Here is a 25,234-nt window from a genome sequence, read left to right as displayed (position 1 = left end):
GGTGTGGATGGACGGGACCTCGGCCGGGTGTCAGCCGACGGACCCCTCCATCTGCAGCTCGATCAGCCGGTTGAGCTCCAGCGCGTACTCCATCGGCAGCTCGCGCGCGATCGGCTCGACGAAGCCGCGGACGATCATCGCCATCGCCTCGAACTCGGTCATGCCGCGGCTCATCAGGTAGAAGAGCTGGTCCTCGCTGACCTTGGAGACGGTGGCCTCGTGGCCCATGGACACGTCGTCCTCGCGGACGTCCACGTACGGGTAGGTGTCCGAGCGGGAGATGGTGTCGACCAGCAGCGCGTCGCAGAGCACGTTGGACTTGGCGCCGTGCGAACCCTCGCCGATCTCGATCAGACCGCGGTAGGAGGTCCGGCCGCCGCCTCGGGCCACCGACTTGGAGACGATGTTGGAGGAGGTGTTCGGTGCCATGTGGACCATCTTGGCGCCGGCGTCCTGGTGCTGGCCCTCGCCCGCGAAGGCGATCGACAGGGTCTCGCCCTTGGCGTGCTCGCCCATCAGGTAGACGGCCGGGTACTTCATGGTGACCTTGGAACCGATGTTGCCGTCGACCCATTCCATGGTCGCGCCCTCGTACGCCACGGCGCGCTTGGTGACCAGGTTGTAGACGTTGTTCGACCAGTTCTGGATGGTCGTGTAGCGGCAGCGGCCGCCCTTCTTGACGATGATCTCGACCACGGCGCTGTGCAGCGAGTCCGAGGAGTAGATCGGCGCGGTGCAGCCCTCGACGTAGTGGACGTAGGCGTCCTCGTCGACGATGATCAGCGTCCGCTCGAACTGGCCCATGTTCTCGGTGTTGATCCGGAAGTAGGCCTGCAGCGGGATGTCGACGTGCACGCCCTTCGGCACGTAGATGAACGAACCGCCGGACCACACGGCCGTGTTGAGCGCGGCGAACTTGTTGTCACCGGCCGGGATGACGGTGCCGAAGTACTCCTTGAACAGCTCCGGGTGCTCGCGCAGCGCGGTGTCGGTGTCCAGGAAGATGACGCCCTGCGCCTCCAGGTCCTCGCGGATCTGGTGGTACACGACCTCGGACTCGTACTGCGCGGCGACACCGGCGACCAGGCGCTGCTTCTCCGCCTCCGGGATGCCGAGCTTGTCGTAGGTGGCCTTGATGTCCGCGGGCAGGTCCTCCCAGGACTCGGCCTGCTTCTCGGTGGAGCGGACGAAGTACTTGATGTTGTCGAAGTCGATGCCGGAGAGGTCCGAACCCCAGGTCGGCATCGGCTTCTTCTCGAACAGCTTCAGGCCCTTGAGACGCAGGTTGAGCATCCACTCGGACTCGCTCTTCTTCCCCGAGATGTCGCGGACGACCTCTTCGCTCAGGCCCCGCTTGGCGGCGGCACCGGCGACATCCGGGTCCGCCCAGCCGTACTCGTAGGTGCCCAGGCCCTCGAGCTCCGGGTGCGAAACGGTGTCAGTCATGCGAGGTTCCTCCGCGCGGACGCTGAATTCTGATCGGTAGACGTACCGGCAGTCGGCACGGCATCGGGAGCCCGGCGCGGGCCGGGCGACGATGCGGCACCGGGTGCCGGCACATAGGTGGTGCAGACCCCGTCACCGTGGGCGATGGTGGCCAGCCGTTGCACATGGGTGCCCAGGAGCTGGGAGAAGACCTCGGTCTCCGCCTCGCAGAGCTGCGGGAACTGCTCGGCGATGTGCGCGACCGGGCAGTGGTGCTGGCAGAGCTGGGCGCCCGCCGGGGCCTGCGCGGCGGTCGACGGCACCCGCCGCACCGTGGCAGCGTACCCGTCGGCACTCAGCGCCTGGGCGAGAGCCTCGGTGCGCTGCCCCGGTGCGGCCCGGCCGAGCATGGCGAGGTACTTCTGGCCCTGCTTGCCGAACCGGGCCCGGGCGAAGGCGGCGACCGCCTCCTCGCCCGCCTTGCCGCCGCCCACCGACTCGGAGATCCAGCGCAGGGCGTCGGCGGCGAGCTGGTCGTAGGCCTGGTAGAAGGCGTCCCGGCCGGACTCGGTGAGGGCGAAGACCTTGGCGGGACGGCCCCGGCCCCGGCTGCCGTAGACCCGCTGCTCGCGGGATTCGACCAGACCGGTGGCGAGCAGTCCGTCCAGGTGACGGCGGACGGCCGCGGCGGTCAGCCCGAGGCGGCTGGCCAGGTCGGCGGCGGAGGAAGGGCCGTGGTCGAGGATCGAGCGGGCCACCCGGTCCCGGGTGGCGCGGTGGCCCTCCAGCAGCACCTCGGCCGCCGTCGCGGGCACGGCACAGCCGGGGGCCGACTCGGCCTCCCGCTGGTCCACCTGCTCGCGCATGTTTTTCACAACACGATTGTTGCGTAATTCCTTCCCGTGAAACAAGCCGTGATCCACGCCTCACCCATGTCATCCATCACGCAGGCAAGCCTTACCTGGCCTGCGGAAACGATCACGGCACGCGGTGTCCGGGCCACGTGTCAGGTCCTCTTACACTCGCCGGTATGCAGACTTCACCCGCCGTCGAGGTGACCGGGCTGGTCAAGCGCTACGGCGAGAAGACGGCCGTGGACGGCCTCGACCTCACCGTCGAACGCGGCGCCGTCACCGCCGTACTCGGCCCCAACGGCGCCGGCAAGACCACCACCATCGAGACCTGCGAGGGCTATCGCCGCCCGGACGCCGGCACCGTCCGCGTCCTCGGCCTCGACCCGATCGCCGACGCCCGCGAGCTGCGCCCCAGGGTCGGCGTGATGCTCCAGTCCGGCGGCGTGTACGCGGGCGCCCGCGCGGTGGAGATGCTGCGCCACACCGCCAAGCTGCACGCCGACCCGCTGGACGTGGACGCCCTGGTCGAGCGCCTGGGGCTGGGATCCTGCGGCCGCACCGCCTACCGCCGCCTCTCCGGCGGCCAGCAGCAGCGCCTGGCCCTGGCCATGGCCGTGGTCGGCCGCCCCGAGCTGGTCTTCCTGGACGAGCCCACCGCCGGCCTCGACCCGCAGGCCCGCCGCGCCACCTGGGACCTCGTCCGCGACCTCAAGCGCGACGGCGTCACCGTGATCGTCACCACCCACTACATGGACGAGGCCGAGGAGCTGGCCGACCGGGTCGCCATCATCGACCACGGCAGGGTCATCGCCTCCGGCAGCCCGGCGGAACTCCGCGGCAGCGGCGGCGAGTCCAGCGTGCACTTCGAGGCGCCCGCCGGACTCGACCTCGCCACGCTGCGCAAGCTCCTGCCGGACGGCGTCGCCGCGGTCGAGACCGGCCCCGGCCACTACCGCGTCGAGGCCAGGCTCGAACCCGAGGTGCTCTCGGCGATCAACGAATGGTGCGCGCTGGCCGGCGCCGCCCCCGAGCGGCTCACCGCGAGGCTGCGCAGCCTCGAAGACGTCTTCCTCGATCTGACCGGACGGGACCTGCGATCGTGACCACCTCCTACTCCCCCGCACCCGGCGCGGCACCCGTCGGCCGGATGCTGCTGGCGCAGACCGCCTTCGAGACGAAGATGCTGCTGCGCAACGGCGAGCAGTTGCTGCTCACCGTGGTGATCCCGACCGTGCTGCTGGTGCTGTTCAGCGCCGTGGACGTGGTCTCGGTGGACGGCCCCGGCAAGCGGGTGGACTTCCTGGCCCCCGGCCTGCTGGCGCTCGCCGTGATGTCCACCGCCTTCACCGGCCAGGCCATCGGCACCGGCTTCGAACGCCGCTACGGCGTGCTCAAGCGGCTCGGCGCCTCTCCGCTGCCGCGCTGGGCGCTGCTGACCGCCAAGACCGGCTGCGTCCTGGTCACCGAAGCGCTGCAGGTCCTGCTGCTCTCGGTGATCGCCCTCGCCCTCGGCTGGTCCCCGCACGGGCTGGCGACTTCGTCGGGGGCGCTCGCCGCGGCCGGCCTGCTGGTGCTCGGCACCGCCGCCTTCTCCGGTCTCGGCCTGCTGATGGCCGGCACCCTGCGGGCGGAGGCCACCCTGGCCGCCGCCAACCTGGTGTTCATCCTGCTGCTGCTGGCCGGCGGCGTGGTGGTCCCGCTCGCCAAGTTCCCCGCCGCGATCCGCTCGGCCCTGGAACTGCTGCCGATCAGCGCGCTCTCCGACGGCCTGCGCTCGGTCCTCCAGTACGGCTCCGGCGTCCCCTGGTCCGACCTCGGCGTCCTCGCGGTCTGGGCCGCCCTGGGGCTGGCGGCGGCGGCCCGCTTCTTCCGCTGGGAGTAGACCGCCCGGGGCGCCGGGGGCGGGCGGGCAACTCCCGCACCCCGGCGCCTAGGCTGGTTCCGTGACCTTTCACGGCTGGCCGGCCGAGGCGCTCGAGTTCTACGAGCGCCTGGAGGCCGACAACTCCAAGACGTTCTGGGACGCCCACCGCGCCACCTACGAGGACTCCGTCCGGACCCCGATGGCCGACCTGCTGGACGAGTTGGAGGACGAGTTCGGTCCGGGCAAGATCTTCCGCCCCAACCGCGACGTCCGGTTCAGCGCCGACAAGTCCCCGTACAAGACCCACATCGGCGCCCACCTCAGCACCGGCGGCTACATCCAGCTCTCCGCCGACGGCCTTGCCTGCGGCAACGGCATGTACCGGCTCGCCACCGACCAGCTGGCCCGCTACCGCACCGCCGTCGCCGAGGACATCACCGGCGCCGAACTCGAACGCGTCATCGCCGAGGTCGAGCGGGCCGGCCCCACCGTGCACGGCCGTGACGAGCTCAAGAGCGCCCCGCGCGGCTACCCCAAGGACCACCCCAGGATCGGCCTGCTCCGCTGCAAGGGCCTGGTCGCCTGGCAGGACTGGGAGCCCGCCGCCTGGCTCGGCACCCGGACCGCCGCCAGGCGGATCACCGCCTTCCTGCGCGCCTCCCAGCCCCTGAAGGCCTGGCTCGACCACCACGTCGGCCCGAGCGAACTCCCGGAGCGTTAGCCGCCCGATCAGTGCCGGCGCGCGGAGCGACCGCGGGTGGCGAACAGCAGTCCGCCGCCGATCGCGATCACGGCCGCACCGTGCCGAGCGCGGCTGCTGCCGCCAGTGCGCCGATCCGAGTCCGCCGTTGTCCCGCCATGCCGAAGCCCCTTCCCGAACGACCTTGCCGTGGAAGGGCATTGACAGTTCCGATCGCCCGGAGCCTGGCCTGCGGTGCGGCACTCCACCGGTCCGGACCCGTTGTGCCACCCCGCCGGTTGGCCGGATGCATGTGGCCCAACAGCCCATCACAGCAAGGGACTCCGGCACATGCGATAACGGAAAATTCGCACTGCCTGACCGATTCCGATCGAACGGTGCGCACTTACGCCTGGCGCGACCTCAGGACTCCTGGCCGACCGACGGGCCAGCGGGCTCCTCGGCGCCCTGTGATTGCCCGGCAGCCACCGCGAAGCCGCTCGGCTTCGCGGTGCCACCGGTGAAGGCGGTTCGACTGCCGCCTCCGCTGCCTTCGGCCTTGGCCGTGGCACTGGCGGAGGGGCGGCCGACGCCTGCGCGATCGAGACGGCGCGCGCCCCGGCGGACCAGACCGCCGAGCCGATCGGGGACGGGCCCTGGGGACCGTCCCGGCGCGTCTCAGGACCACCAGAGCCTACCTGCTCCCCGGAGTGCCCTCCGCTGCCGTGCGCCGCCTCGGCGGCACCCGTGCGTACGCACCCGCCGCCGGACCGGAACACCGACCGGTCTGCGGAGATTTGTCCGATGTGCTCCGCCCGTTGCTCCGGGGCGGCCCCGCGCCAAGATCCGGTATAAGCCGACCTAGGATGAACGGGTGCGTACCCCCTCCTCCCTCCTCGCCGACCGCTGGCAGCCGTCCGTCGAGACCGTTCGCCGGGCCGCCTTCGCCGCACTGGTGATGAGCGTAGTGATCGTGCTCACCGGCGGCGCCGTCCGGCTGACCGCCTCCGGCCTGGGCTGCACCACCTGGCCCCGCTGCACCGGTGAGAGCCTGACGCCGACGCCCCAGATGGGCATCCACGGCGTCATCGAGTTCACCAACCGGATGCTCACCTACGTGCTGTGCGCGGCGATCGCCTGGGCCACCCTGGCGGCCCGCTGCCACCAGCGGTGGCGCCGCAGCCTCACCAGGCTCGGCTGGGCCCAGTTCTGGCTGGTGATGAGCAACGCCGTGATCGGCGGCATCACCGTGCTGACCGGCCTCAACCCGTATGTCGTCGCGGTCCACATGGTGGCCGCCATGGGCCTGGTCTGGGTCGCCCTGCTGATGTGGGAGCGCGCCAAGGAGGGCGACGGTGCCCCGGAGCAGCTGGTCTCCCAGCCACTGGTACGGCTCTCGCAGCTGATGGTGGCGGTGATCGGACTACTGGTGCTGGTCGGCACGGTGGTGACCGGCGCCGGCCACCACCCGGGCTCCTCCAGTGACGGCGGCAAGCCGGTGTACCGGATCCCGATCGACTACGACCGGCTCGTCCAGACCCACGCCGACCTGGTCTTCCTGTCGATCGGCCTGGTGGTCGCGCTGGTCTTCGCCTTCGCCGCCGTGAAGGCGCCGGCGGCCGCCCGGGCCCGGGTCCGCGAGCTCCTGGTCGTCCTGCTCGCCCAGGGCCTGCTCGGCCTCGTGCAGTACTTCACCGACGCCCCCGAGGTCATGGTCGGCCTGCACATGCTCGGCGCCGCCCTGGTCTGGGCCGCCGCCCTGCGCGTCCCGCTGGCCCTGCGCACCCGCGCCGACGAGCCCGTCCCGGCCGACGCCGAGACGGCCTCCAGGACCCTCCAGGCCGCCTGAGAACACGACGAGAGGCCCTGATCCCGCCGACTGCGGGATCAGGGCCTCTCGTCGTGCCGGCGGTCAGCCGCCGAGCTGGATGCCGGCCATCCGCTTCCACTCGTACGCACTGGTCTTCACCTTGAGCCCCAACTCGCCCTCGAAGCTGTCGTGCAGGGTCACCCCGGACAGCTCGGCGGCCCGGCGCCCGATGGCGTAGGTCGGGGCGACCTGGTCGCCCCACGTGCCGTCCGCGCCCACCAGAACGATCCGGGTGGCGGTACGGCCGACGTACTCGACCACGCCGTCGGCGCTGCCGCCGTGCTGCCGGGTGAAGCTCTCGATGTGCTTGGCGATGCGCTTCGCGCGGCGCTCGGCGCGGGCGTCCTGCGGGACGTTGGTGGCGGTCTCTGCGCTGGTCATGCCCGCATGCTACCCAGCAGTAGACACTCCTGCGACGCCGCTGCCGTGTGCGGCCCGACACACCTGCCGCCACATGCGGAAAGGCCCGACCTGGGACAGGTCGGGCCTCTCGTACAGCCGGTCGATCAGAGGAAGGGGTCCACCGCCACGACCACGAAGAGCAGCGACAGATAGGTGATCGACCAGTGGAACAGCCGCATCTCCTTCAGCTGCGCGCCCACGATCCCGGCCTTGGCGCGGTTGTACAGGCCGTGCGCCTCCTTGAGCCAGAACGCGCCGAGCACGGCCGCCGCCACCGGGTACAGCAGGGAGGTGTGCCCCAGCGGCCACAGGGCCAGCGAGACGGCCACCATCACCCAGGAGTAGATGACGATCTGCTTGGCCACCGCCAGATTGCCCTTGAGCACCGGGAGCATCGGCACCCCGGCCTTCTCGTAGTCCTCCCGGACCTTCATGGAGAGCGGCCAGTAGTGCGGCGGCGTCCAGAAGAAGATCACCAGGAAGAGCACCAGCGCCGACCAGGACAGCGAGTTGCGCACCGCCGCCCAGCCGACGAAGACCGGCATGCAGCCCGCGATCCCGCCCCAGACGATGTTCTGGGTGGTGCGCCGCTTCAGGCCGAGCGTGTAGACGAAGACGTAGAACAGCAGCGCGGACAACGCGAGGCCTGCGGACAGCCAGTTCACCAGCAGCCCGAGGAAGAGCGTGGAGCCGACCGCCAGCGCGATGCCGAACAGCAACGCCTCGCGCGGCGACACCATGCCGGTGACGATCGGGCGGCGCTCGGTACGGGACATCACCGCGTCGATGTCGCGGTCGATGTACATGTTCAGCGCGTTGGCGCCGCCGGCCGACAGGTAACCGCCGAGCACCACCTTCAGGACCAGCAGCAGGTTGGGCACCCCATGCTGCGCCAGGAACATCACCGGGACGGTGCTCATCAGCAGCAGCTCGATGATCCGAGGCTTGGTCAGTGCAACGAATGCCCCTACGCGGGCCCCGAACGGCCGGTGCGCAGGGCTCGCCCCGACCGTCCCGGCAGGGCGGCTCTCGACGGCGGTCACGAACACCCCAACTCAAGATGAATCTTCACAGGCGTCCCCGGGACCGCTTGGTTGCCGTCACGACCGCGCTGCGCGTACCACGCCACCTTAGACGCTCCATATCTCCGGCCCGGCCTCGGGGTCCCCCGGCGGGGCGCAACCGCACACCGCCGGGTGAACCCCTGAACAACGGCCTCCCGGTCCTCCCGGAGCGGCCCCAGGCCGTCTTGACCCGTGGACGCGCAAAGCCGATCGAGATGGGACAGGGTAGGACAAGGTGCGTCCCGCCCTGCCGGGAATCGGGGCCACGCGGCCCCGGTTGTCCCGTCACGCGGGTCGGGGCCCGCTCTGGCGGTAGGCTCGCACAGAGAAGCGGGATCAACCCTCCGTGACCGGCACCATTCAGACGTCAGGTCCACAATGACGTGGCCGACCGGTCCCTCACGGGGTCACTCTTCATTTATGGAAGGAGCCCTGACTCAGGGTGAGCACCACGCCGACGAACGCATTCGAGTGGACCGAGCTGGACCAGCGCACGGTCGACACCGCCCGTGTCCTGGCCATGGACGCTGTCCAAAAGGTGGGCAACGGCCACCCGGGGACGGCCATGTCGCTGGCCCCCGCGGCGTACCTGATCTTCCAGCGTTTCCTGCGCCACGACCCCACCGACCCGGCCTGGGTCGGCCGTGACCGCTTCGTGCTCTCGCCCGGGCACACCTCGCTGACGCTGTACACCCAGCTGTACCTGTCCGGCTACGGGCTGTCGCTCGACGACCTCAAGGCCTTCCGCGTCGCGGGCAGCCGCACCCCTGGCCACCCGGAGCACGGCCACACCGCCGGTGTGGAGACCACCACCGGCCCGCTCGGCCAGGGCATCGCCAACGCGGTGGGCATGGCGATGGCCGCCCGTTACGAGCGCGGTCTGTTCGACCCCGAGGCCCCGGCGGGCCAGTCCCCGTTCGACCACACCATCTGGGCGATCGTCTCCGACGGCGACCTGGAGGAGGGCATCTCCGCCGAGGCGTCCTCGCTGGCCGGCCACCAGAAGCTGGGCAACCTGGTCGCGCTGTACGACGACAACCACATCTCGATCGAGGGCGACACCGCGACCGCCTTCTCCGAGGACGTCCTGGCCCGGTACGAGGCGTACGGCTGGCACGTCCAGCGGGTGACGCCGAAGACCGACGGCGACATCGACGTGCACGCCCTGGCGACCGCCCTGGAGGCGGCCCGCGCCGAGACCTCCCGGCCGTCGATCATCGCGATGCGCACCATCATCGCCTGGCCGGCCCCGAACGCCCAGGACACCGCCAAGGCGCACGGCTCGGCGCTCGGCGAGGCCGAGATCGCCGCCACCAAGAAGGTGCTGGGCTTCGACCCGCAGAAGACCTTCGAGGTCACCGACGAGGTCGTCAACCACGCCCGCGAGGTCGTCCAGCGCGGCAAGGCCGCCCGGGCCGAGTGGGAGAAGGGCTTCCACGCCTGGCGCGAGGCCGCCCCGGAGCGCGCCGCCGAGTTCGACCGGATCACCTCCGGCGAGCTCCCCGACGGCTGGGAGAAGGCCGTCCCGGTCTTCCCGGCCGGCAAGGACGTCGCCACCCGCAAGGCCTCCGGCGACACCCTCAAGGCGCTCGGCGCGGTGATCCCGGAGCTGTGGGGCGGCTCGGCCGACCTCGCGGAGTCCAACCTCACCACCATCGACGAGGACAGCTCCTTCCTGCCCGAGGGCAACCCGCTGAAGTCGGCCAGCCCCTACGGCCGGACGATCCACTTCGGCATCCGCGAGCACGCCATGGGCTCGACCATGAACGGCATCGCGCTGCACGGCAACACCCGGGTCTTCGGCGGCACCTTCCTGGTGTTCTCCGACTACATGCGCCCGGCCGTCCGCCTCGCCGCGCTGATGAAGCTGCCGGTCACCTACGTCTGGACGCACGACTCGATCGGCCTCGGCGAGGACGGCCCGACCCACCAGCCGGTCGAGCACCTGGCCGCGCTGCGCACCATCCCGGGCCTGTCCATCGTCCGCCCGGCCGACGCCAACGAGACCGCCGTCGCCTGGCGCACCATCGCCGAGCGGCACTCCAGCCACCCCGGCCCGGTCGGCCTGGCGCTCACCCGCCAGGGCGTGCCGACGTTCGACCGCGAGGTCTTCCACTCGGCCGACGGCGTCGCCAAGGGCGGTTACGTGCTGGCCGAGGCGTCCAACTTCGCGCCCAAGGTGATCCTGATCGCCACCGGCTCCGAGGTGCAGCTCGCCGTCAAGGCCCGCGAGGAGCTGGAGGCCGACGGCATCCCGACCCGCGTGGTCTCCATGCCGTCCATCGAGTGGTTCAACGAGCAGGACCAGGCGTACCGCGACAGCGTGCTGCCGCCGAACGTCCGGGCCCGCGTCTCGGTCGAGGCCGGTATCGCCCAGGGCTGGCGCGAGCTGGTCGGCGACGCCGGCCGGATCATCAGCCTGGAGCACTACGGCGCCTCCGCCGACTACAAGGTGCTCTTCCGTGAGTTCGGCCTGACCGCGGACGCCGTGGCCAACGCCGCCCGCGCCTCGCTCCGCACGGTCGAGGCGATCTCCCGCTAGTACCGCCCGTTCCCCGGCCGAAGGGCGCTCCGATGCCGAAAGCGAAGACCGACGCACCAGCGACGATCGTCCGCACCGGCCCCGGACGCCCTTCGGCCGGCGGGCCGCAACGGGCCGGATCTCCGACCGCACATCGGATACCCGGCCCGGCAGACCACCCCACTGCAGACGTACGAAGACGAAGAAGAGGATGAAGCACCATGACTGACGCACTGAAGCGCCTCAGCGACGAAGGCGTGGCGATCTGGCTGGACGACCTCAGCCGTGACCGGCTGAACAGCGGGAACCTGGCCGAACTGGTGCAGAGCAAGCACGTGGTGGGTGTCACCACCAACCCGACCATCTTCCAGAAGGCCATCGGCGGCGGCAGCGCGGCCTACCAGGGCCAGCTGAAGGACCTGGCGGTCCGCAAGGTCACCACCGACGAGGCCGTCCGCATGATCACCACCTCGGACGTGCGCGACGCGGCCGACGTGCTGCGCCCGGTCTACGACGCCTCCAACGGCCGTGACGGCCGGGTCTCCATCGAGGTCGACCCGCGCCTGGCCCACCAGACCGAGGCCACCGTGGCCGAGGCCAAGCAGCTGTGGTGGCTGGTGGACCGCCCGAACGTGTTCATCAAGATCCCCGCCACCAAGGCCGGTCTGCCCGCCATCTCGGCCGTGCTCGCCAAGGGCATCAGCGTCAACGTCACGCTGATCTTCTCCCTGGAGCGCTACCGCGCGGTGATGGACGCCTACCTGACCGGTCTGGAGCGGGCCAAGGCCGCCGGTCTGGACCTCTCGCAGATCGAGTCGGTCGCCTCGTTCTTCGTCTCCCGCGTGGACACCGAGATCGACAAGCGCCTGGACAAGGTCGGTGGCGAGGCCAAGCAGCTCCGCTCCAAGGCCGCCCTGGCCAACGCCCGCCTCGCCTACCAGGCCTACGAGGAGGTCTTCTCGTCCGACCGCTGGAAGGCCCTGGAGGCCGCCGGTGCCAACGCGCAGCGTCCGCTGTGGGCCTCCACCGGTGTCAAGGACCCCTCCCTGCCGGACACCCTGTACGTCACCGAGCTGGTCGCCCCCGGCACCGTGAACACCATGCCCGAGGCCACCCTGGACGCCACCGACGACCACGGTGTGGTCACCGGTGACACCATCACCACCAACTACGACGACGCCAAGGCCGTGATGGAGGCCATCGCCGCCGCCGGTGTCGACTACGAGGATGTCGTCCAGGTGCTGGAGGACGAGGGCGTCGAGAAGTTCGAGCAGTCCTGGAACGAGCTGCTCGACACCGTCACCGCCTCCCTGGCCGGCCTCGCCACCGAGAAGTGATCTCACCCGCTCACATCCACCGAAAGCGGAGCCACTCCCGTGAGCACTGACTATCCCGAGGTCGAGCAGGGCGAACCCCCGCTCCCGTCCTCGAACCCCCTGCGGGACCCCGCAGACCGACGGCTCCCGCGCATCGCGGGGCCGTCGGGCCTGGTCATCTTCGGTGTCACCGGCGACCTGTCGCGCAAGAAGCTGATGCCGGCCATCTACGACCTCGCCAACCGCGGTCTGCTGCCGCCGGGCTTCTCGCTCGTCGGCTTCGCCCGCCGCGAGTGGGAGGACGAGGACTTCGCGAAGGAGGTCCACGACGCCGTCAAGCAGCACTCCCGGACCCCGTTCCGGGAGGAGGTCTGGCAGCAGCTCGCCAAGGGCATGCGCTTCATCCAGGGCTCCTTCGACGACGACGAGGCCTTCGAGCACCTGCGCAAGACGATCCAGGACCTGGACGCGGCCCAGGGCACCGGCGGCAACTTCGCCTTCTACCTGTCGGTCCCGCCGAGCGCCTTCCCGATCGTGGTCCAGCAGCTGAAGAAGCACGGGCTGGCCGACCCGCCGAACGGCTCCTGGCGCCGTGCGGTGATCGAGAAGCCGTTCGGCCACGACCTGGCGAGCGCCCAGGAGCTGAACCGGATCGTCCACGAGGTCTTCCCGCGGGACGAGGTCTTCCGGATCGACCACTACCTGGGCAAGGAGACCGTCCAGAACATCCTGGCGCTGCGCTTCGCCAACACGATGTTCGAGCCGATCTGGAACCGGTCCTACGTGGACCACGTACAGATCACCATGGCCGAGGACATCGGCATCGGCGGGCGCGCCGGCTACTACGACGGCATCGGCGCGGCCCGTGACGTCATCCAGAACCACCTGCTCCAGCTGATGGCGCTCACCGCCATCGAGGAGCCCGCGTCCTTCCACCCGAAGGCGCTGGTCGCCGAGAAGCTCAAGGTGCTGAGCGCGGTCAAGCTCCCGGCCGATCTGGGCGGCCACACCGTGCGCGGCCAGTACACGACCGGCTGGCAGGGCGGCGAGGAGGTGCCCGGCTACCTGGACGAGGACGGCATCAACCCCGAGTCCACCACCGACACCTACGCGGCGATCAAGCTGGAGATCAACAACCGGCGCTGGGCGGGCGTCCCGTTCTACCTGCGCACCGGCAAGCGGCTCGGCCGCCGGGTCACCGAGATCGCGGTGGTCTTCAAGCGCGCCCCGTACCTGCCCTTCGACGCCTACGCCACCGAGGAGCTGGGGCAGAACGCCCTGGTCATCAGGGTGCAGCCGGACGAGGGCGTGACCGTGCGGTTCGGCTCCAAGGTGCCGGGCACCTCGTTCGAGGTGCGGGACGTCACCATGGACTTCCAGTACGGCGAGTCCTTCACCGAGTCCAGCCCGGAGGCGTACGAGCGGCTCATCCTGGACGTCCTGCTCGGTGACGCCAACCTGTTCCCGCGTCACCAGGAGGTCGAGCTCTCCTGGCAGATCCTCGACCCGATCGAGAAGTACTGGGACAGCCACGGCAAGCCCGCCCAGTACCCGGCCGGGACCTGGGGACCGGCCGAGGCGGACGAGATGCTCGCACGAGACGGCAGGAGCTGGCGTCGGCCATGAAGATCGACCTGACCAACACCACTTCCAGCAAGATCAACGCGGCGCTGATGAACGCCCGCCGGGCGGGCGGGAACGCCGCCGGCGGGATGGTGCTCACCCTCGTCATCGTCACCGACGAGGGCAGCGCCTACGACGCGCTCAAGGCGGCCAACGACGCCTCGCGCGAGCACCCCAGCCGCACCCTCGCGGTGATCAAGCGCGCGGGGCGCTCGCCCCGGGCCCGCGCCGAGACCCGGCTGGACGCCGAGATCCTGGTCGGCTCGGACGCGGGTTCGGGTGAGACCGTCATCCTGCGGATGCACGGCGAACTCGCCTCGCACGCCCAGTCGGTGGTGCTGCCGCTGCTGCTCCCCGACGCCCCCGTGGTGGTCTGGTGGCCGGAAAACGCGCCGCTGCACCCCGCGCAGGACCCGCTGGGCGCGCTCGCCCAGCGCCGGATCACCGACGCGGTCACCGCCGAGTCGCCGGTCGGCCAGCTCGCCCAGCGGGCCGAGAGCTACACCCCCGGCGACACCGACCTGGCCTGGACCCGGATCACCGGCTGGCGCTCCATGCTGGCCGCCGCCCTGGACCAGCGTCCGGCGCAGATCACCTCCGCCGTGGTCGAGGGCGAGTCCTACAACCCGAGCGTCGAGCTGCTCGGGCTGTGGCTGATGAACCGGCTGCGCGTCCCGGTCGAGCGGGTGGTCACCGCGGGTCCCGGGATCACCTCGGTCACCCTGCGCACCAAGGACGGCGCGATCGTCCTTGACCGCCCGGACGGCCTGATGGGCACCCTCTCCATGCCCGGATCGCCGGATCGCCAGGTCGCCCTCAAGCGCCGGGAGACCTCGGAGCTGATCGCCGAGGAGCTGCGCCGCCTCGACCCGGACGACATCTACGCGAGCGCCGTCCGCACCCCGGTGGAGCGGCTGAACGAGCCCGCCACCGCCGAGTCCGCCACGGACGCCTCCCCGGACGCCCCCGCCACCACGGACGCCTCCGCGGACGCCGCTGCCGACCCGCAGCCGGCCGCGGACGGTGAGCCGGCCGGCGAGCAGGCCGAGAAGGCTGCCACGAAGAAGACCGCCTCCCGGAAGCGGACCTCGTCGTGACGGCTGCCAGCACCCCGCAGCTGGTCGTCCACCGCGACAAGGAGCTGATGGCCCAGGCGACCGCCGCCCGGCTGATCACCCGGATCGTGGACGCCCAGGCCGCCCGTGGCACCGCCTCGGTGGTGCTCACGGGCGGGCGCAACGGCAACGCCCTGCTCGCCGCGATCGCCGCCTCCCCGGCGCGCGACGCGGTGGACTGGGCCCGGCTGGACCTCTGGTGGGGCGACGAGCGCTACCTCGCGTCCGACGACCCGGAGCGCAACGCCGTCCAGGCGCGGGCGGAGCTGCTCGGCTCCGTCCCGCTCGACCCGGCGCGGGTGCACGAGATGCCCGCCTCGGACGGGGAGTTCGGCTCCGACGTGGAGGCCGCCGCCGCCCGCTACGCCCAGGAGCTGGCCCGGGCGGCCGGCCCCGGCGAGCACGCCGGCGTTCCGGCCTTCGACGTGCTGCTGCTCGGCGTCGGCCCGGACACCCATGTCGCCTCGCTCTTCCCCGAGCACCCGGGCGTCAGGGAGACCGAGCTGACCGTGGTCGCCGTGCACGGCTCCCCCAAGCCGCCGCCCATCCGGATCTCGCTCACCCTCCCGGCCATCCGGGCGGCCCGCGAGGTCTGGCTGCTCGCGGCGGGCGAGGACAAGGCCGATGCCGTCGCCATGGCCCTCACCGGCCCCGGTGAGATCCAGGCCCCGGCCTCGGGCGCCCGCGGCCTCAGCCGCACCCTGTGGCTCCTCGACCGCGCGGCGGCCTCGAAGATCCCCGCTGGGCTCTACCCGCCCTCCTAGCCCGCCATCGGGCGGGGGGTACCTCCCGGCCGAAGGCTGGGGGCGGGGCCCTGGCCTGACGGCGGGCCACATCAGGCAGGGTCACACTGCGGCCCGGCTCCGATCCGTTCGGGGCCGGGCCGCAGTGCTATGCCGCAACCCCCGCCGGGGAACCTGGATCTCCGCCAAGTCCCGGCAACGCCGAAGGGCGGCACCGGAGTTCTTCCGGTGCCGCCCTTTCAGGTGGCCCTGCTCAGATCTCGCCGCGCAGCTTGGCGAGGGCCTCGGCCAGGATGGCCTCGCCATCCGCGTCGGTGCGGCGCTCACGGACGTACGCGAGGTGGGTCTTGTACGGCTCGTTGCGCGAGGGCGCCGGCGGGTTGTGCTCGTCCTGTCCGGCCGGGAAGCCGCAGCGCGGGCAGTCCCAGGTCTCCGGGATCGCGGCCTCGGCCGCGAAGCTGGGGCGCGTCTCGTGCTTGTTGGCGCACCAGAAGGAGATCCGGTTGCGGGGGGCGGACTCGCCGCGCTCCGCCTCGCCCATCGGGCCGGCGCCTACTCTGCTGCCACGGATGGCATTGCCACTTGCCACGGTCTGACTCCCTGGGTATCCACTGCCGCCCGCCGCCATCTGCGGACGGTGGCGAAGTCGTCCCAGTGTAAGCGGGAGTTAAGGATCTGCCACCACCGCCTCCGGGCGCACTTCAGGATAAGCGCCCAGGAGACGTGTCGTCAGATCCCCGGCGTACTCGGGGCGGCGGAATCAGCCCTTGTACTTGAGCAGCAGGCCGAGCACCACGATGCAGGCGAACCAGCCGAGGCCCACGATGATGGTGATGCGGTCGAGGTTGCGCTCGGCCACCGCGGAACCGCCGCCGGCCGACATCGCGCCACCACCGAACATGTCGGACAGACCGCCGCCCTTCCCCTTGTGCAGCAGCACCAGGAGGATCATCAGCACACTGAAGACGATCAGGGCAATCGAGAACCCGAGAACCACGGCGGGGACCAACTCTCTCGTATCTTCGGCGAAGGGGCCGGGCCGCCCGAAAGCGGTCCGACCCCAAAGCCTACGTTGCTGCGGCGGCGTTAGCCTACTGCCTGCTCCCGGTAGCGCACGATCTTGACGAACTCACCGGCGTCCAGCGAGGCGCCGCCGATCAGACCGCCGTCGATGTCCGGCTTGGCCATCAGACCGGCAACGTTGCCCGCCTTCATCGAACCGCCGTACAGGATGCGGACCTTGCCGGCCAGCTCGGCGTCGTACAGCTCGGCCAGGCGGGCGCGGATCGCCGCGCAGACCTCCTGGGCGTCCTCGGGGGTCGCCACCTCGCCGGTGCCGATCGCCCAGACCGGCTCGTACGCGACGACGATCTGCTCGGCCTCGAACGCCGGGATGTCCTTCAGCGCGCCGTCCAGCTGCGCCAGGGTGTACTCGACGTGGGTGCCGGCCCTGCGGATCTCCAGCGGCTCGCCGATGCACAGGATCGGGGTGATCCCGGCCCGGTAGGCGGCCTTGACCTTGGCGTTGACGATCTCCTCGTTCTCGCCGTGGTACTCGCGGCGCTCCGAGTGTCCGATCACCGCGTAGGTGCACTTGAGCTTGGCCAGCATCGGGCCGGAGACCTCACCGGTGTAGGCACCGGAGTCGTACCGCGAGATGTCCTGCGAGCCGTACTTGATCTTCAGCTTGTCGCCGTCGACCAGGGTCTGCACCGAACGCAGGTCGGTGAACGGCACCAGGACGGCGACCTCGACGGCGTCGTAGTCCTTGTCGGCCAGCGCGAAGGCCAGCTTCTGGGTGTGCTGGATGGCCTCGAGGTGGTTGAGGTTCATCTTCCAGTTGCCCGCCATCAGCGGGAGACGCTCAGTCATGCTTTCAGCCTTCCAGGGCGGCGAGACCGGGAAGGGTCTTGCCCTCCAGGTACTCGAGGCTCGCGCCACCGCCGGTCGAGATGTGCCCGAACTTCGTCTCGTCGAAGCCCAGGATGCGGACGGCCGCGGCGGAGTCGCCGCCACCGACCACGGTGAACGCCTTGCTGTCGGTCAGAGCCTGCGCGACGGCCTTGGTGCCGTTCGCGAAGTCCGGGTGCTCGAAAACGCCCATCGGGCCGTTCCAGAACACCGTCCCGGCGTCGACCAGCTTCGCCGCGTACAGCTCACGGGTCTTCGGGCCGATGTCCAGGCCCTCCTTGTCGGCCGGGATCGCGTCCGAGGCGACGACCTCGTAGGTCGCCGGGGCCTTGGTCTTGAGGTCCGGGAAGTCCGCGGAGACCAGGACGTCGACCGGCAGGACGAACTCGACGCCCCGCTTCTCGGCCTCCGCCAGGTACTCCAGGCACTTGCCCTTCTGGTCCTCCTGCAGCAGGGAGATGCCGACCTCATGGCCCTTGGCCGCGAGGAAGGTGTACGCCATGCCGCCGCCGATCAGGATTCGGTCTGCCTTCTTCAGCAGGTTGTCGATCACTCCGAGCTTGTCGGACACCTTGGCGCCGCCGAGCACGACGACGTACGGGCGCGCAACGTCCTCGGTGAGCTTCTTGAGCACGCCGACCTCGGTGGCGATCAGGTCGCCGGCGGCGTGCGGCAGGAGCTTCGGCAGGTCGTAGACCGAGGCGTGCTTGCGGTGCACGGCGCCGAAACCGTCGCCGACGTACAGGTCGGCCAGGGCGGCCAGCTGCTCGGCGAAGGCAGCACGCTCGGCGTCGTCCTTGCTGGTCTCACCGGCGTTGAAGCGCAGGTTCTCCAGCAGCGCGACCTCGCCACCGGCCAGCGCGGCGACGACGGCCTCGGCGCTCTCGCCCACGGTGTCGGTGGCGAAGGCGACCGGCTTGCCGAGGATCTCGCCGAGGCGCTTCGCCGCCGGTGCGAGGGAGAACTGCGGGTCCGGGGCACCCTTGGGGCGGCCGAGGTGGGAGGCGACGACGACCTTCGCACCAGCTGCGGCCAGCTTGGCGATGGTCGGCGCGACGGCGCGGATCCGACCGTCGTCGGTGATCGTGCTGCCGTCCAGCGGGACGTTCAGGTCGGCGCGGACGAAGACGCGCTTGCCGGCGACGTCGAGGTCTTCGATGGTCTTCAACTTCGGTCTCCCGGGGAGAAGGTGGCGCCTGGCGGCGGCACGGCACCGTGCCGCCGCGAGGGAGTGAGGTGCCCGCGAGCGCGGGGCAGGAGCGCTCGCGACAGGCGTTCAACGAGGCAGGGGAAGGGCCCGGGAGGCGCAACCGCCTTCCGGGCCCTGCCCCTTACGTCACGTCAGCTCCCGCAGGTCAGAGCTGGCCGCCGACGAGGGTGGTCAGGTTGACGAGGCGGTTGGAGTAACCCCACTCGTTGTCGTACCAGCCGAGCACCTTGACCTGGTTGCCCTGGACCATGGTGAGCTGGGCGTCGAAGATGCAGGAGGCCGGGTTGTTGACGATGTCCGAGGAGACGATCGGGTCCTCGGTGTAGGCCAGGACACCCTTGAGGGCACCCTCGGCGGCCTTCTGGAAGGCGGCGTTGACCTCGTCCTTGGTGACGTCGCGCTCGAGGGTGACGACCAGGTCGGTGATCGAGCCGGTCGGGACCGGGACGCGCAGCGAGGTGCCGTCCAGCTTGCCCTTGAGCTCCGGCAGGACCAGGGCGGTGGCCTTGGCCGCACCGGTCGAGGTCGGGATGATGTTCTGCGAGGCGGCACGGGCGCGACGCAGGTCCTTGTGCGGGAAGTCCAGGGTGACCTGGTCGTTCGTGAACGCGTGGACCGTGGTCATCAGGCCCTTGACGATGCCGAAGCTCTCGTTCAGCACCTTCGCCATCGGCGCCACGCAGTTGGTGGTGCAGGAGGCGTTGGAGATGATCGTGTGGTTGGCGGCGTCGTACTTGTCGTCGTTGACGCCCATGACGATGGTGACGTCCTCGTCGGTGGCGGGCGCCGAGATGATGACCTTCTTGGCGCCGGCGGCGACGTGCTTCTTGGCCGCCTCGGCCTTGGTGAAGATACCGGTGGACTCGACGACGATGTCGGCACCCAGCTCGCCCCAGGGCAGGTTGGCCGGGTCGCGCTCGGCGGTGACCTTGAAGGTCTTGCCGTCGACGGTGATGCTGTCCGCGGTGTGCGAGACCTCGCCCGGGAAGGTGCCGAGGGTGGTGTCGTACTTGAGGAGGTGCGCCAGGGTCTTCGTGTCGGTCAGGTCGTTGACACCGACGATCTCGATGTCCGCGCCCTGGGCCTTGACCGCACGGAAGAAGTTGCGGCCGATGCGGCCGAATCCGTTGATGCCTACCCGGATCGTCACGAACCGATCTCCTTATTAGGTACGCCGGCCCGATTGCCGACGGGGTACGCCGGCCCTATTGCCGACGGGGTGGAATTTTGGGATGTCCCCGACCACCCACGACCCTACCTCTCCGGGGGTCGCCTGGGCACATCGCCTCTCCGCCGCTGGGGCGGAGCACGGTCGCAGGGGCACGGGGAACAGCGCGAGATCCGCGGCCCCCACCGGGTGCCCCTGGTCTCGCACTATTCCCCGCGCCCCTGTCTGTCAACCCGTTCCGCGGTAATGACCCACGGGGCAGCCCTAGTTGAGCGCCATTTCGTCGGTGAGATTGGCCTCGGTGCTGGGCAGTCCCAGCTCGGCGGCGCGCTTGTCGGCCATCGCCAGCAGCCGGCGGATCCGGCCGGCCACCGCGTCCTTGGTCAGCGGCGGATCGGCCAGCGCGCCCAGTTCCTCCAGCGAAGCCTGCTTGTGCTGCATCCGCAGCTGGCCGGCGGCGGCCAGGTGCTCGGGCACCTCGTCGCCGAGGATCTCCAGCGCACGGGCCACCCGGGCGCCGGCCGCGACCGCCGCGCGGGCCGAGCGGCGCAGGTTGGCGTCGTCGAAGTTGGCCAGCCGGTTGGCGGTGGCCCGCACCTCGCGGCGCATCCGGCGCTCCTCCCAGGCCAGCACCGACTCGTGTGCGCCCAGCCTGGTCAGCAGCGCGCCGATCGCGTCGCCGTCCCGGATCACCACCCGGTCCACCCCGCGCACCTCGCGGGCCTTTGCCGGGATGCCGAGCCGCCGGGCCGCGCCGACCAACGCCAGCGCCGCCTCGGACCCCGGGCAGGTGATCTCCAACGAGGAGGACCTGCCCGGCTCGGTCAGCGAACCGTGGGCCAGGAAGGCCCCGCGCCAGGCCGCCTCCGCGTCGCAGGTCGCCCCGGAGACCACCGCCGGGGGCAGCCCCCGGATCGGCCGTCCGCGCCCGTCCACCAGCCCGGTCTGCCGGGCCAGCAGCTCACCGTCCTTCACCACCCGCACCACGAACCGGCTGCCGCGTCGCAGGCCACCGGGGGCCATCACCACCAGGTCCGAGGAGTGTCCGAAGATCTCCAGCAGGTCCTTGCGCAGCCGCCGCGCCGCCATGCCGGTGTCCAGCTCCGCCTCGATCACGATCCGGCCGCTCACAATGTGCAGACCGCCCGCGAATCGCAGGATCGCCGAGACCTCCGCCTTGCGGCAGCAGGCCCGGGTGACGGGGAGCCGGCTGATTTCGTCCTTCACCGCTGCCGTCATCGCCATGGGCCGATCCTTCCATGTGTCCGGAAAATCCGGTCGTACGCAGCCGCCAAGAGCTCCGGGTCGTGTCGCGGCGTCCCGTCGGTCCTGGCCACCCGGCCGAGCACCAGGGCGGCGCCCATCCGCTCGGCGGCCTTCTGCAGCCCGTCCAGGTCGGCCACGCCGAAGGCGCCACCGGTGACCGCCTGCTCGTCCACCAGGATCGCATCCACGGCGAGGTCCGGAGCGTGGTCCGCGATGACCTCCAGATGGCGCTGCGGGGTGAAGCCCTCGGTCTCACCGGGCTGCGGGGCCAGGTTGAGGGTCAGCAGGCGGCGGGCCCGGGTCTCGGCGAGCGCCTTGGCCAGCTCGGGGACCAGTAGGTGCGGCAGCACGCTGGTGAACCAGGACCCGGGGCCCAGCACCACCCAGTCCGCCTCCAGCACGGCCGTGACCGCCTCGGGTACCGCCGGAGGCTCCTCGGGCAGCAGTCGGATCGACTGGACCGTGCCCGGGGTGGCCGCCACGTCGGCCTGGCCGCGTACCGAGCTGACCTCGTCCGGGCGGGCCGGGTCGTGACCGCGCACTTCGGCCTCGATGTCCAGCGGGACGGCCGACATCGGCAGCACCCGGCCCTGCACGTTGAGCAGCCGGCCGACCCAGTTGAGCGCCTCCACCGGGTCGCCGAGCTTCTCCCAGAGCGCGACGATCAGCAGGTTGCCGACCGCGTGCCCGCCGAGCTCTCCGTCGCCGGTGAAGCGCTGCTGGATCACCTCGGACCAGGTGCGGCCCCAGTCGTCGTCGCCGCAGAGCGCCGCCAGCGCCTTGCGCAGGTCGCCGGGCGGCAGCACCCCCAGCTCGCTGCGCAGCCGTCCGCTGGAGCCGCCGTCGTCGGCGACCGTGACCACGGCGGTCAGCTCGGTGGTCAGCCGGCGCAGTGCCGAGAGCGAGGCGGACAGGCCCTGGCCGCCGCCCAGCGCGGTGATTCTGGGCGCTCCGGGCCGGGGCCTGGGTCCCGCCTGTTCTCGCCGGTCGGCAGATTTGTGCTGGAGCTGCCGTACTGGCGAGTATCCCGTCACACCGACCCCACGTTCCTGTTTCATACCCCGGTGAGCGGCCGGCGGGGCGGTGTCGTCACTCCCGCAGGCTCTACTCCCTGCCCATGTCGCGGTGGACCAGCACCGTTTCGACGCCGTCCGCGATCAGACGCTTTGTCAACCGCTCGGACATGGCGACACTGCGATGCTTGCCACCGGTGCAGCCTACGGCAAGGGTCATGTAGCGCTTGCCCTCCCTGCGGTACCCCTCGGTCACGATCTTGAGCAACTCGGCGTAACCGTTCAGGAACTCGTCGGCGCCGGGCTGCTGGAAGACGTAGTCCGCGACGTCGCTGTCGGTGCCGGTACGGGCTCTCAGCTCCGGCACCCAGTGCGGGTTGGGCAGGAAGCGGCAGTCCACCACCAGGTCCGCGTCGACCGGCAGGCCGTACTTGAAGCCGAACGACATCACGGTGGCCCGCAGCTCGGGCTCGTCGTGGTCGCTGAACTGCGCGTCCATCTTGGCGCGCAGCTGGTGGACGTTGAGGTTGGAGGTGTCGATCACCAGATCGGCCTCGCCGCGCAGGTCGCGCAGCAGCTCGCGCTCCTGGCTGATGCCGTCCACGATCCGGCCGTCGCCCTGCAGCGGGTGCGGACGGCGGACCGACTCGAAGCGGCGCACCAGGGCGTCGTCGGAGGACTCCAGGAAGACCACCCGGAGTCGGACGCCGCGCTTCTCCAGCTCGTCCAGGGAGGTCAGCAGGTCGTCGAAGAACTTCCGGCCCCGGACGTCCACCACGACGCCGATCCGGGGTACCGCGCCCTGGGACCGGGCGCCGAGGTCGACCATGGTCGGGATGAGCGCCGGAGGGAGGTTGTCCACGACGAACCAGCCCAAGTCTTCCAGGCACTTGGCGGCCGTGCTGCGGCCGGCTCCGGACATGCCGGAGATGATCACCAGTTCCGGGGCGCTGTCTCCCCCAGCCTCCGGCCGGGAGGTGCCCCCATGGTCGGACATTGTCACTTCGGTTCCCCGCTTTCGGTGGTTCTGCTGGGGAGAACGCCTCTGGCGTCGCCCGGGCATTCCCGTATCACCCTGAAAGGTGAACCGGAGCCTGGGGACTGACGGGCGGCGTCGGCCGTCAAGGCGTCTCCTGCGATGCGTCGTCTTCAATGATCTCGCCGGTCGCGGTATTCACCGCAGGTGCGGCCGGTGTACGGGAGGCCAACGCTGCGGCAACAGTTTCCGCCGTCCGCCTGCCGATGCCCGGGACCTCGCAGAGTTCGTCCACGGTGGCCGCGCGCAGTTTCCTCAACGAGCCGAAGTGCTTGAGCAACGCCTTGCGGCGAGTCTCGCCGAGACCGGCGACGGAGTCCAGTTCCCCCGCCGTGAACCGCTTGGCGCGCTTGCTGCGTTGGTAGGTGATGGCGAAGCGGTGTGCCTCGTCGCGGACCCGCTGCAGCAGGTACAGGCCCTCGCTGCTGCGCGGCAGCACCACCGGGTCGTCCTCGCCGGGCAGCCAGACCTCCTCAAGGCGCTTGGCCAGCCCGCAGAGTGCGACGTCGTCGATGCCCAGCTCGTCCAACGCCCGCTTGGCGGCGGCGACCTGGGGCTGCCCGCCGTCGACCACGACGAGCTGCGGCGGGTAGGCGAACCGCCTGGGGCGACCGGTCTCCGGGTCGATCGGGCCGGAGGCGGCCGGCTCGTCGTCCGCCTCCGGGACGGCCCACTCGCCGGTCTGCTCGCGCTCCTGGAGGTAGCGGCGGAAGCGGCGGCCGATCACCTCGTGCATCGAGCGGACGTCGTCCTGACCCGCGAACCCCCTGATCTGGAACCGCCGGTACTCGCTCTTGCGGGCCAGGCCGTCCTCGAAGACCACCATCGAGGCGACCACGTCGTCACCTTGCAGGTGCGAGATGTCGAAGCACTCGATGCGCAGCGGGACGGAGTCCAACTCCAGGGCGTCGGCGATCTCCTGGAGGGCCCGGCTGCGGGTGGTCAGGTCGGAGGCGCGCTTGGTCTTGTGCAGGACCAACGCCTGCTGGGCGTTGCGCTGGACCGTGGTCATCAGGTCCTTCTTGTCGCCGCGTTGCGGGACCCTGAGGTCCACCTGGCCCCCCTTGGCGGTCTGGGTGGCGCGCAGGCCGCTCAGCCACTCCTGGACCGGCTCCAGCGGCCGGGGCAGCTCGGGGACCAGCACCTCGCGCGGGACGGACTCGGTGCCGCCGCCGTACAGCTGCTGCAGCGCGTGCTCGACCAGGGCGGCGGTGTCGACGTCCTCGACCTTGTCGGTGACCCAGCCGCGCTGGCCGCGCACCCGGCCGCCGCGGACGTGGAAGATCTGCACCGCGGCCTCCAACTCGTCCTCGGCGAGGGCGAACAGGTCGGCGTCGGTGCCGTCGCCGAGGACCACCGCGTTCTTCTCCATCGCGCGCCTGAGGGCGGCGATGTCGTCGCGCAGCCGGGCCGCGCGCTCGTACTCCATCGCGACGGCGGCCTCCTGCATCTGCTGCTCCAGCCGGCGCAGGTGACCGCCGGTGCGGCCGGCCATGAAGTCGCAGAACTCCTCGGCGAGTTCGGCGTGGTCGGCCTGGGAGATCTTCCCCACGCAGGGGGCGGAGCACTTGCCGATGTACCCGAGCAGGCAGGGCCGGCCGACCTGCTGGGCGCGCTTGAACACACCGTTGGAACAGGTACGGACCGGGAAGACCCGCAGCATCAGGTCGACCGTTTCGCGGATCGCCCAGGCGTGCCCGTACGGACCGAAGTAGCGCACACCCTTCTTGTGCGCGCCGCGCATCACCTGGACCCGGGGGAACTCCTCGCCCACGGTGACCGCGAGCTCCGGGTAGCTCTTGTCGTCGCGGTACTTGACGTTGAACCGGGGGTCGAACTCCTTGATCCAGGAGTACTCCAGCTGTAGGGCCTCGACCTCGGTGGCGACCACCGTCCACTCCACCGAGGCGGCGGTGGTGACCATGGTCGCCGTCCGCGGATGCAGACCGGCGAGATCCTGGAAGTACGAGGAGAGACGCTGCCGCAGGCTCTTGGCCTTGCCGACGTAGATGACCCGCCCGTGCGCGTCGCGGAACCTGTAGACACCGGGCGAAGTCGGGATCGCGCCCGGCGCCGGGCGGTACGTGGAGGGGTCGGCCATGGCTCTACCGTACCGACCCCCACCGACACTCCGGGGCCGTCCCGAACACCGGC

Annotated in this window: 22 protein-coding genes; 9 read left to right on the top strand and 13 right to left on the bottom strand. The window is 70.8% G+C overall.

Translation table 11 applies throughout. From position 1 onward, the window contains the following. Positions 1 to 30: 30 nt before the first annotated feature. Together sufB and ABD369_RS06380 are read right to left on the bottom strand one after the other, a co-directional pair. Positions 31 to 1,446 carry a Fe-S cluster assembly protein SufB gene (sufB, locus tag ABD369_RS06385; protein WP_344635229.1) on the bottom strand — a complete coding sequence of 472 codons (1,416 nt, stop codon included), beginning with the start codon at positions 1,444 to 1,446 and terminating at the stop codon, positions 31 to 33. Next, entirely contained in the window at positions 1,443 to 2,291 is an 849-nt protein-coding gene (locus ABD369_RS06380; protein ID WP_344635228.1) for a helix-turn-helix transcriptional regulator, read from the bottom strand. Before ABD369_RS06380 ends, sufB begins: the two co-directional genes overlap by 4 nt. A gap of 164 nt (positions 2,292 to 2,455) precedes the next feature. Between ABD369_RS06380 and ABD369_RS06375 the strand changes: the two genes are divergently transcribed. The 4 genes from ABD369_RS06375 to ABD369_RS06360 all read left to right on the top strand — a co-directional run bounded on the left by ABD369_RS06375 (position 2,456) and on the right by ABD369_RS06360 (position 6,671). Beyond that, positions 2,456 to 3,382, top strand: coding sequence for an ABC transporter ATP-binding protein (locus tag ABD369_RS06375; protein ID WP_344635227.1), 927 nt, complete (start codon positions 2,456 to 2,458; stop codon positions 3,380 to 3,382). A gap of 44 nt (positions 3,383 to 3,426) precedes the next feature. Then, positions 3,427 to 4,161 (top strand): ABC transporter permease, encoded by a 735-nt coding sequence (locus tag ABD369_RS06370; protein ID WP_344635421.1) that lies wholly within the window; start codon positions 3,427 to 3,429, stop codon positions 4,159 to 4,161. A 61-nt stretch (positions 4,162 to 4,222) separates the two neighbouring features. After that, the gene (locus ABD369_RS06365; protein WP_344635226.1) at positions 4,223 to 4,864 is read left to right on the top strand and encodes a DUF2461 domain-containing protein; all 642 of its coding nucleotides are present in this window, start codon (positions 4,223 to 4,225) and stop codon (positions 4,862 to 4,864) included. Between the two features lie 832 nt (positions 4,865 to 5,696). Beyond that, positions 5,697 to 6,671 carry a COX15/CtaA family protein gene (locus ABD369_RS06360; protein WP_344635225.1) on the top strand — a complete coding sequence of 325 codons (975 nt, stop codon included), beginning with the start codon at positions 5,697 to 5,699 and terminating at the stop codon, positions 6,669 to 6,671. 63 nt (positions 6,672 to 6,734) lie between these two features. Here the strand turns inward: ABD369_RS06360 and ABD369_RS06355 are convergent, their stop codons facing one another. Continuing rightward, positions 6,735 to 7,073 (bottom strand): hypothetical protein, encoded by a 339-nt coding sequence (locus ABD369_RS06355; RefSeq protein ID WP_344635224.1) that lies wholly within the window; start codon positions 7,071 to 7,073, stop codon positions 6,735 to 6,737. Positions 7,074 to 7,198: 125 nt separating this feature from the next. Further along, complete coding sequence (locus tag ABD369_RS06350) at positions 7,199 to 8,143, bottom strand: heme o synthase (RefSeq protein ID WP_344635223.1); 945 nt, start codon at positions 8,141 to 8,143, stop codon at positions 7,199 to 7,201. Between the two features lie 457 nt (positions 8,144 to 8,600). On the opposite strand from ABD369_RS06350, the gene tkt reads away from it, so the two are divergent. From tkt to pgl, 5 genes are all read left to right on the top strand, one after another. Beyond that, positions 8,601 to 10,700, top strand: coding sequence for a transketolase (gene tkt / locus ABD369_RS06345; RefSeq protein WP_344635222.1), 2,100 nt, complete (start codon positions 8,601 to 8,603; stop codon positions 10,698 to 10,700). A gap of 200 nt (positions 10,701 to 10,900) precedes the next feature. Beyond that, on the top strand, positions 10,901 to 12,016 hold the full coding sequence (gene tal / locus ABD369_RS06340; RefSeq protein WP_344635221.1) for a transaldolase: 1,116 nt from the start codon (positions 10,901 to 10,903) through the stop codon (positions 12,014 to 12,016). Between the two features lie 39 nt (positions 12,017 to 12,055). Beyond that, complete coding sequence (gene zwf / locus ABD369_RS06335) at positions 12,056 to 13,621, top strand: glucose-6-phosphate dehydrogenase (protein ID WP_344635220.1); 1,566 nt, start codon at positions 12,056 to 12,058, stop codon at positions 13,619 to 13,621. After that, positions 13,618 to 14,715: a glucose-6-phosphate dehydrogenase assembly protein OpcA gene (opcA, locus tag ABD369_RS06330; protein WP_344635219.1), complete on the top strand. Its 1,098-nt coding sequence runs from the start codon at positions 13,618 to 13,620 to the stop codon at positions 14,713 to 14,715. The genes zwf and opcA overlap by 4 nt, the downstream gene beginning before the upstream one ends. Beyond that, the gene (gene pgl, locus ABD369_RS06325; protein WP_344635218.1) at positions 14,712 to 15,497 is read left to right on the top strand and encodes a 6-phosphogluconolactonase; all 786 of its coding nucleotides are present in this window, start codon (positions 14,712 to 14,714) and stop codon (positions 15,495 to 15,497) included. The genes opcA and pgl overlap by 4 nt, the downstream gene beginning before the upstream one ends. Positions 15,498 to 15,729: 232 nt before the next feature. Here the strand turns inward: pgl and ABD369_RS06320 are convergent, their stop codons facing one another. From ABD369_RS06320 to uvrC, 9 genes are all read right to left on the bottom strand, one after another. Continuing rightward, on the bottom strand, positions 15,730 to 16,065 hold the full coding sequence (locus ABD369_RS06320; protein WP_344635217.1) for an RNA polymerase-binding protein RbpA: 336 nt from the start codon (positions 16,063 to 16,065) through the stop codon (positions 15,730 to 15,732). A gap of 171 nt (positions 16,066 to 16,236) precedes the next feature. Continuing rightward, positions 16,237 to 16,473: a preprotein translocase subunit SecG gene (secG, locus tag ABD369_RS06315; RefSeq protein WP_344635420.1), complete on the bottom strand. Its 237-nt coding sequence runs from the start codon at positions 16,471 to 16,473 to the stop codon at positions 16,237 to 16,239. 89 nt (positions 16,474 to 16,562) lie between these two features. Then, entirely contained in the window at positions 16,563 to 17,348 is a 786-nt protein-coding gene (gene tpiA, locus ABD369_RS06310; RefSeq protein ID WP_344635216.1) for a triose-phosphate isomerase, read from the bottom strand. Between the two features lie 4 nt (positions 17,349 to 17,352). Continuing rightward, the gene (locus ABD369_RS06305) at positions 17,353 to 18,555 is read right to left on the bottom strand and encodes a phosphoglycerate kinase (protein ID WP_344635215.1); all 1,203 of its coding nucleotides are present in this window, start codon (positions 18,553 to 18,555) and stop codon (positions 17,353 to 17,355) included. 187 nt (positions 18,556 to 18,742) lie between these two features. Beyond that, on the bottom strand, positions 18,743 to 19,747 hold the full coding sequence (gene gap / locus ABD369_RS06300; protein WP_344635214.1) for a type I glyceraldehyde-3-phosphate dehydrogenase: 1,005 nt from the start codon (positions 19,745 to 19,747) through the stop codon (positions 18,743 to 18,745). Between the two features lie 282 nt (positions 19,748 to 20,029). Further along, positions 20,030 to 21,010: a DNA-binding protein WhiA gene (gene whiA / locus ABD369_RS06295; RefSeq protein WP_344635213.1), complete on the bottom strand. Its 981-nt coding sequence runs from the start codon at positions 21,008 to 21,010 to the stop codon at positions 20,030 to 20,032. Continuing rightward, positions 21,001 to 22,089, bottom strand: a complete 1,089-nt coding sequence (locus ABD369_RS06290) for a gluconeogenesis factor YvcK family protein (RefSeq protein ID WP_344635212.1) — start codon at positions 22,087 to 22,089, stop codon at positions 21,001 to 21,003. Before ABD369_RS06290 ends, whiA begins: the two co-directional genes overlap by 10 nt. Before the next feature lie 46 nt (positions 22,090 to 22,135). Then, positions 22,136 to 23,041, bottom strand: coding sequence for an RNase adapter RapZ (gene rapZ / locus ABD369_RS06285; protein WP_344635211.1), 906 nt, complete (start codon positions 23,039 to 23,041; stop codon positions 22,136 to 22,138). A 124-nt stretch (positions 23,042 to 23,165) separates the two neighbouring features. Beyond that, a complete protein-coding gene (gene uvrC, locus ABD369_RS06280; RefSeq protein WP_344635210.1) occupies positions 23,166 to 25,181 on the bottom strand; it encodes an excinuclease ABC subunit UvrC in 2,016 nt (671 codons plus the stop codon). Positions 25,182 to 25,234: the final 53 nt, after the last annotated feature.

The organism is Kitasatospora cystarginea (assembly GCF_039533515.1).
Classification (GTDB): Bacteria; Actinomycetota; Actinomycetes; order Streptomycetales; family Streptomycetaceae; genus Kitasatospora; species Kitasatospora cystarginea.
This window is presented reverse-complemented; position numbering and strand designations above follow the sequence as displayed.

Excerpts from the sequence above, each read along its gene's own strand:
- sufB (WP_344635229.1), bottom strand. The coding sequence starts at position 1,446 with ATGACTGACACCGTTTCGCACCCGGAGCTCGAGGGCCTGGGCACCTAC.
- ABD369_RS06380 (WP_344635228.1), bottom strand. The coding sequence starts at position 2,291 with ATGCGCGAGCAGGTGGACCAGCGGGAGGCCGAGTCGGCCCCCGGCTGT.
- ABD369_RS06375 (WP_344635227.1), top strand. The coding sequence starts at position 2,456 with ATGCAGACTTCACCCGCCGTCGAGGTGACCGGGCTGGTCAAGCGCTAC.
- ABD369_RS06370 (WP_344635421.1), top strand. The coding sequence starts at position 3,427 with ATGCTGCTGGCGCAGACCGCCTTCGAGACGAAGATGCTGCTGCGCAAC.
- ABD369_RS06355 (WP_344635224.1), bottom strand. The coding sequence starts at position 7,073 with ATGACCAGCGCAGAGACCGCCACCAACGTCCCGCAGGACGCCCGCGCC.
- tal (WP_344635221.1), top strand. The coding sequence starts at position 10,901 with ATGACTGACGCACTGAAGCGCCTCAGCGACGAAGGCGTGGCGATCTGG.
- opcA (WP_344635219.1), top strand. The coding sequence starts at position 13,618 with ATGAAGATCGACCTGACCAACACCACTTCCAGCAAGATCAACGCGGCG.
- tpiA (WP_344635216.1), bottom strand. The coding sequence starts at position 17,348 with ATGACTGAGCGTCTCCCGCTGATGGCGGGCAACTGGAAGATGAACCTC.
- whiA (WP_344635213.1), bottom strand. The coding sequence starts at position 21,010 with ATGGCGATGACGGCAGCGGTGAAGGACGAAATCAGCCGGCTCCCCGTC.
- ABD369_RS06290 (WP_344635212.1), bottom strand. The coding sequence starts at position 22,089 with ATGAAACAGGAACGTGGGGTCGGTGTGACGGGATACTCGCCAGTACGG.
- rapZ (WP_344635211.1), bottom strand. The coding sequence starts at position 23,041 with ATGTCCGACCATGGGGGCACCTCCCGGCCGGAGGCTGGGGGAGACAGC.
- uvrC (WP_344635210.1), bottom strand. The coding sequence starts at position 25,181 with ATGGCCGACCCCTCCACGTACCGCCCGGCGCCGGGCGCGATCCCGACT.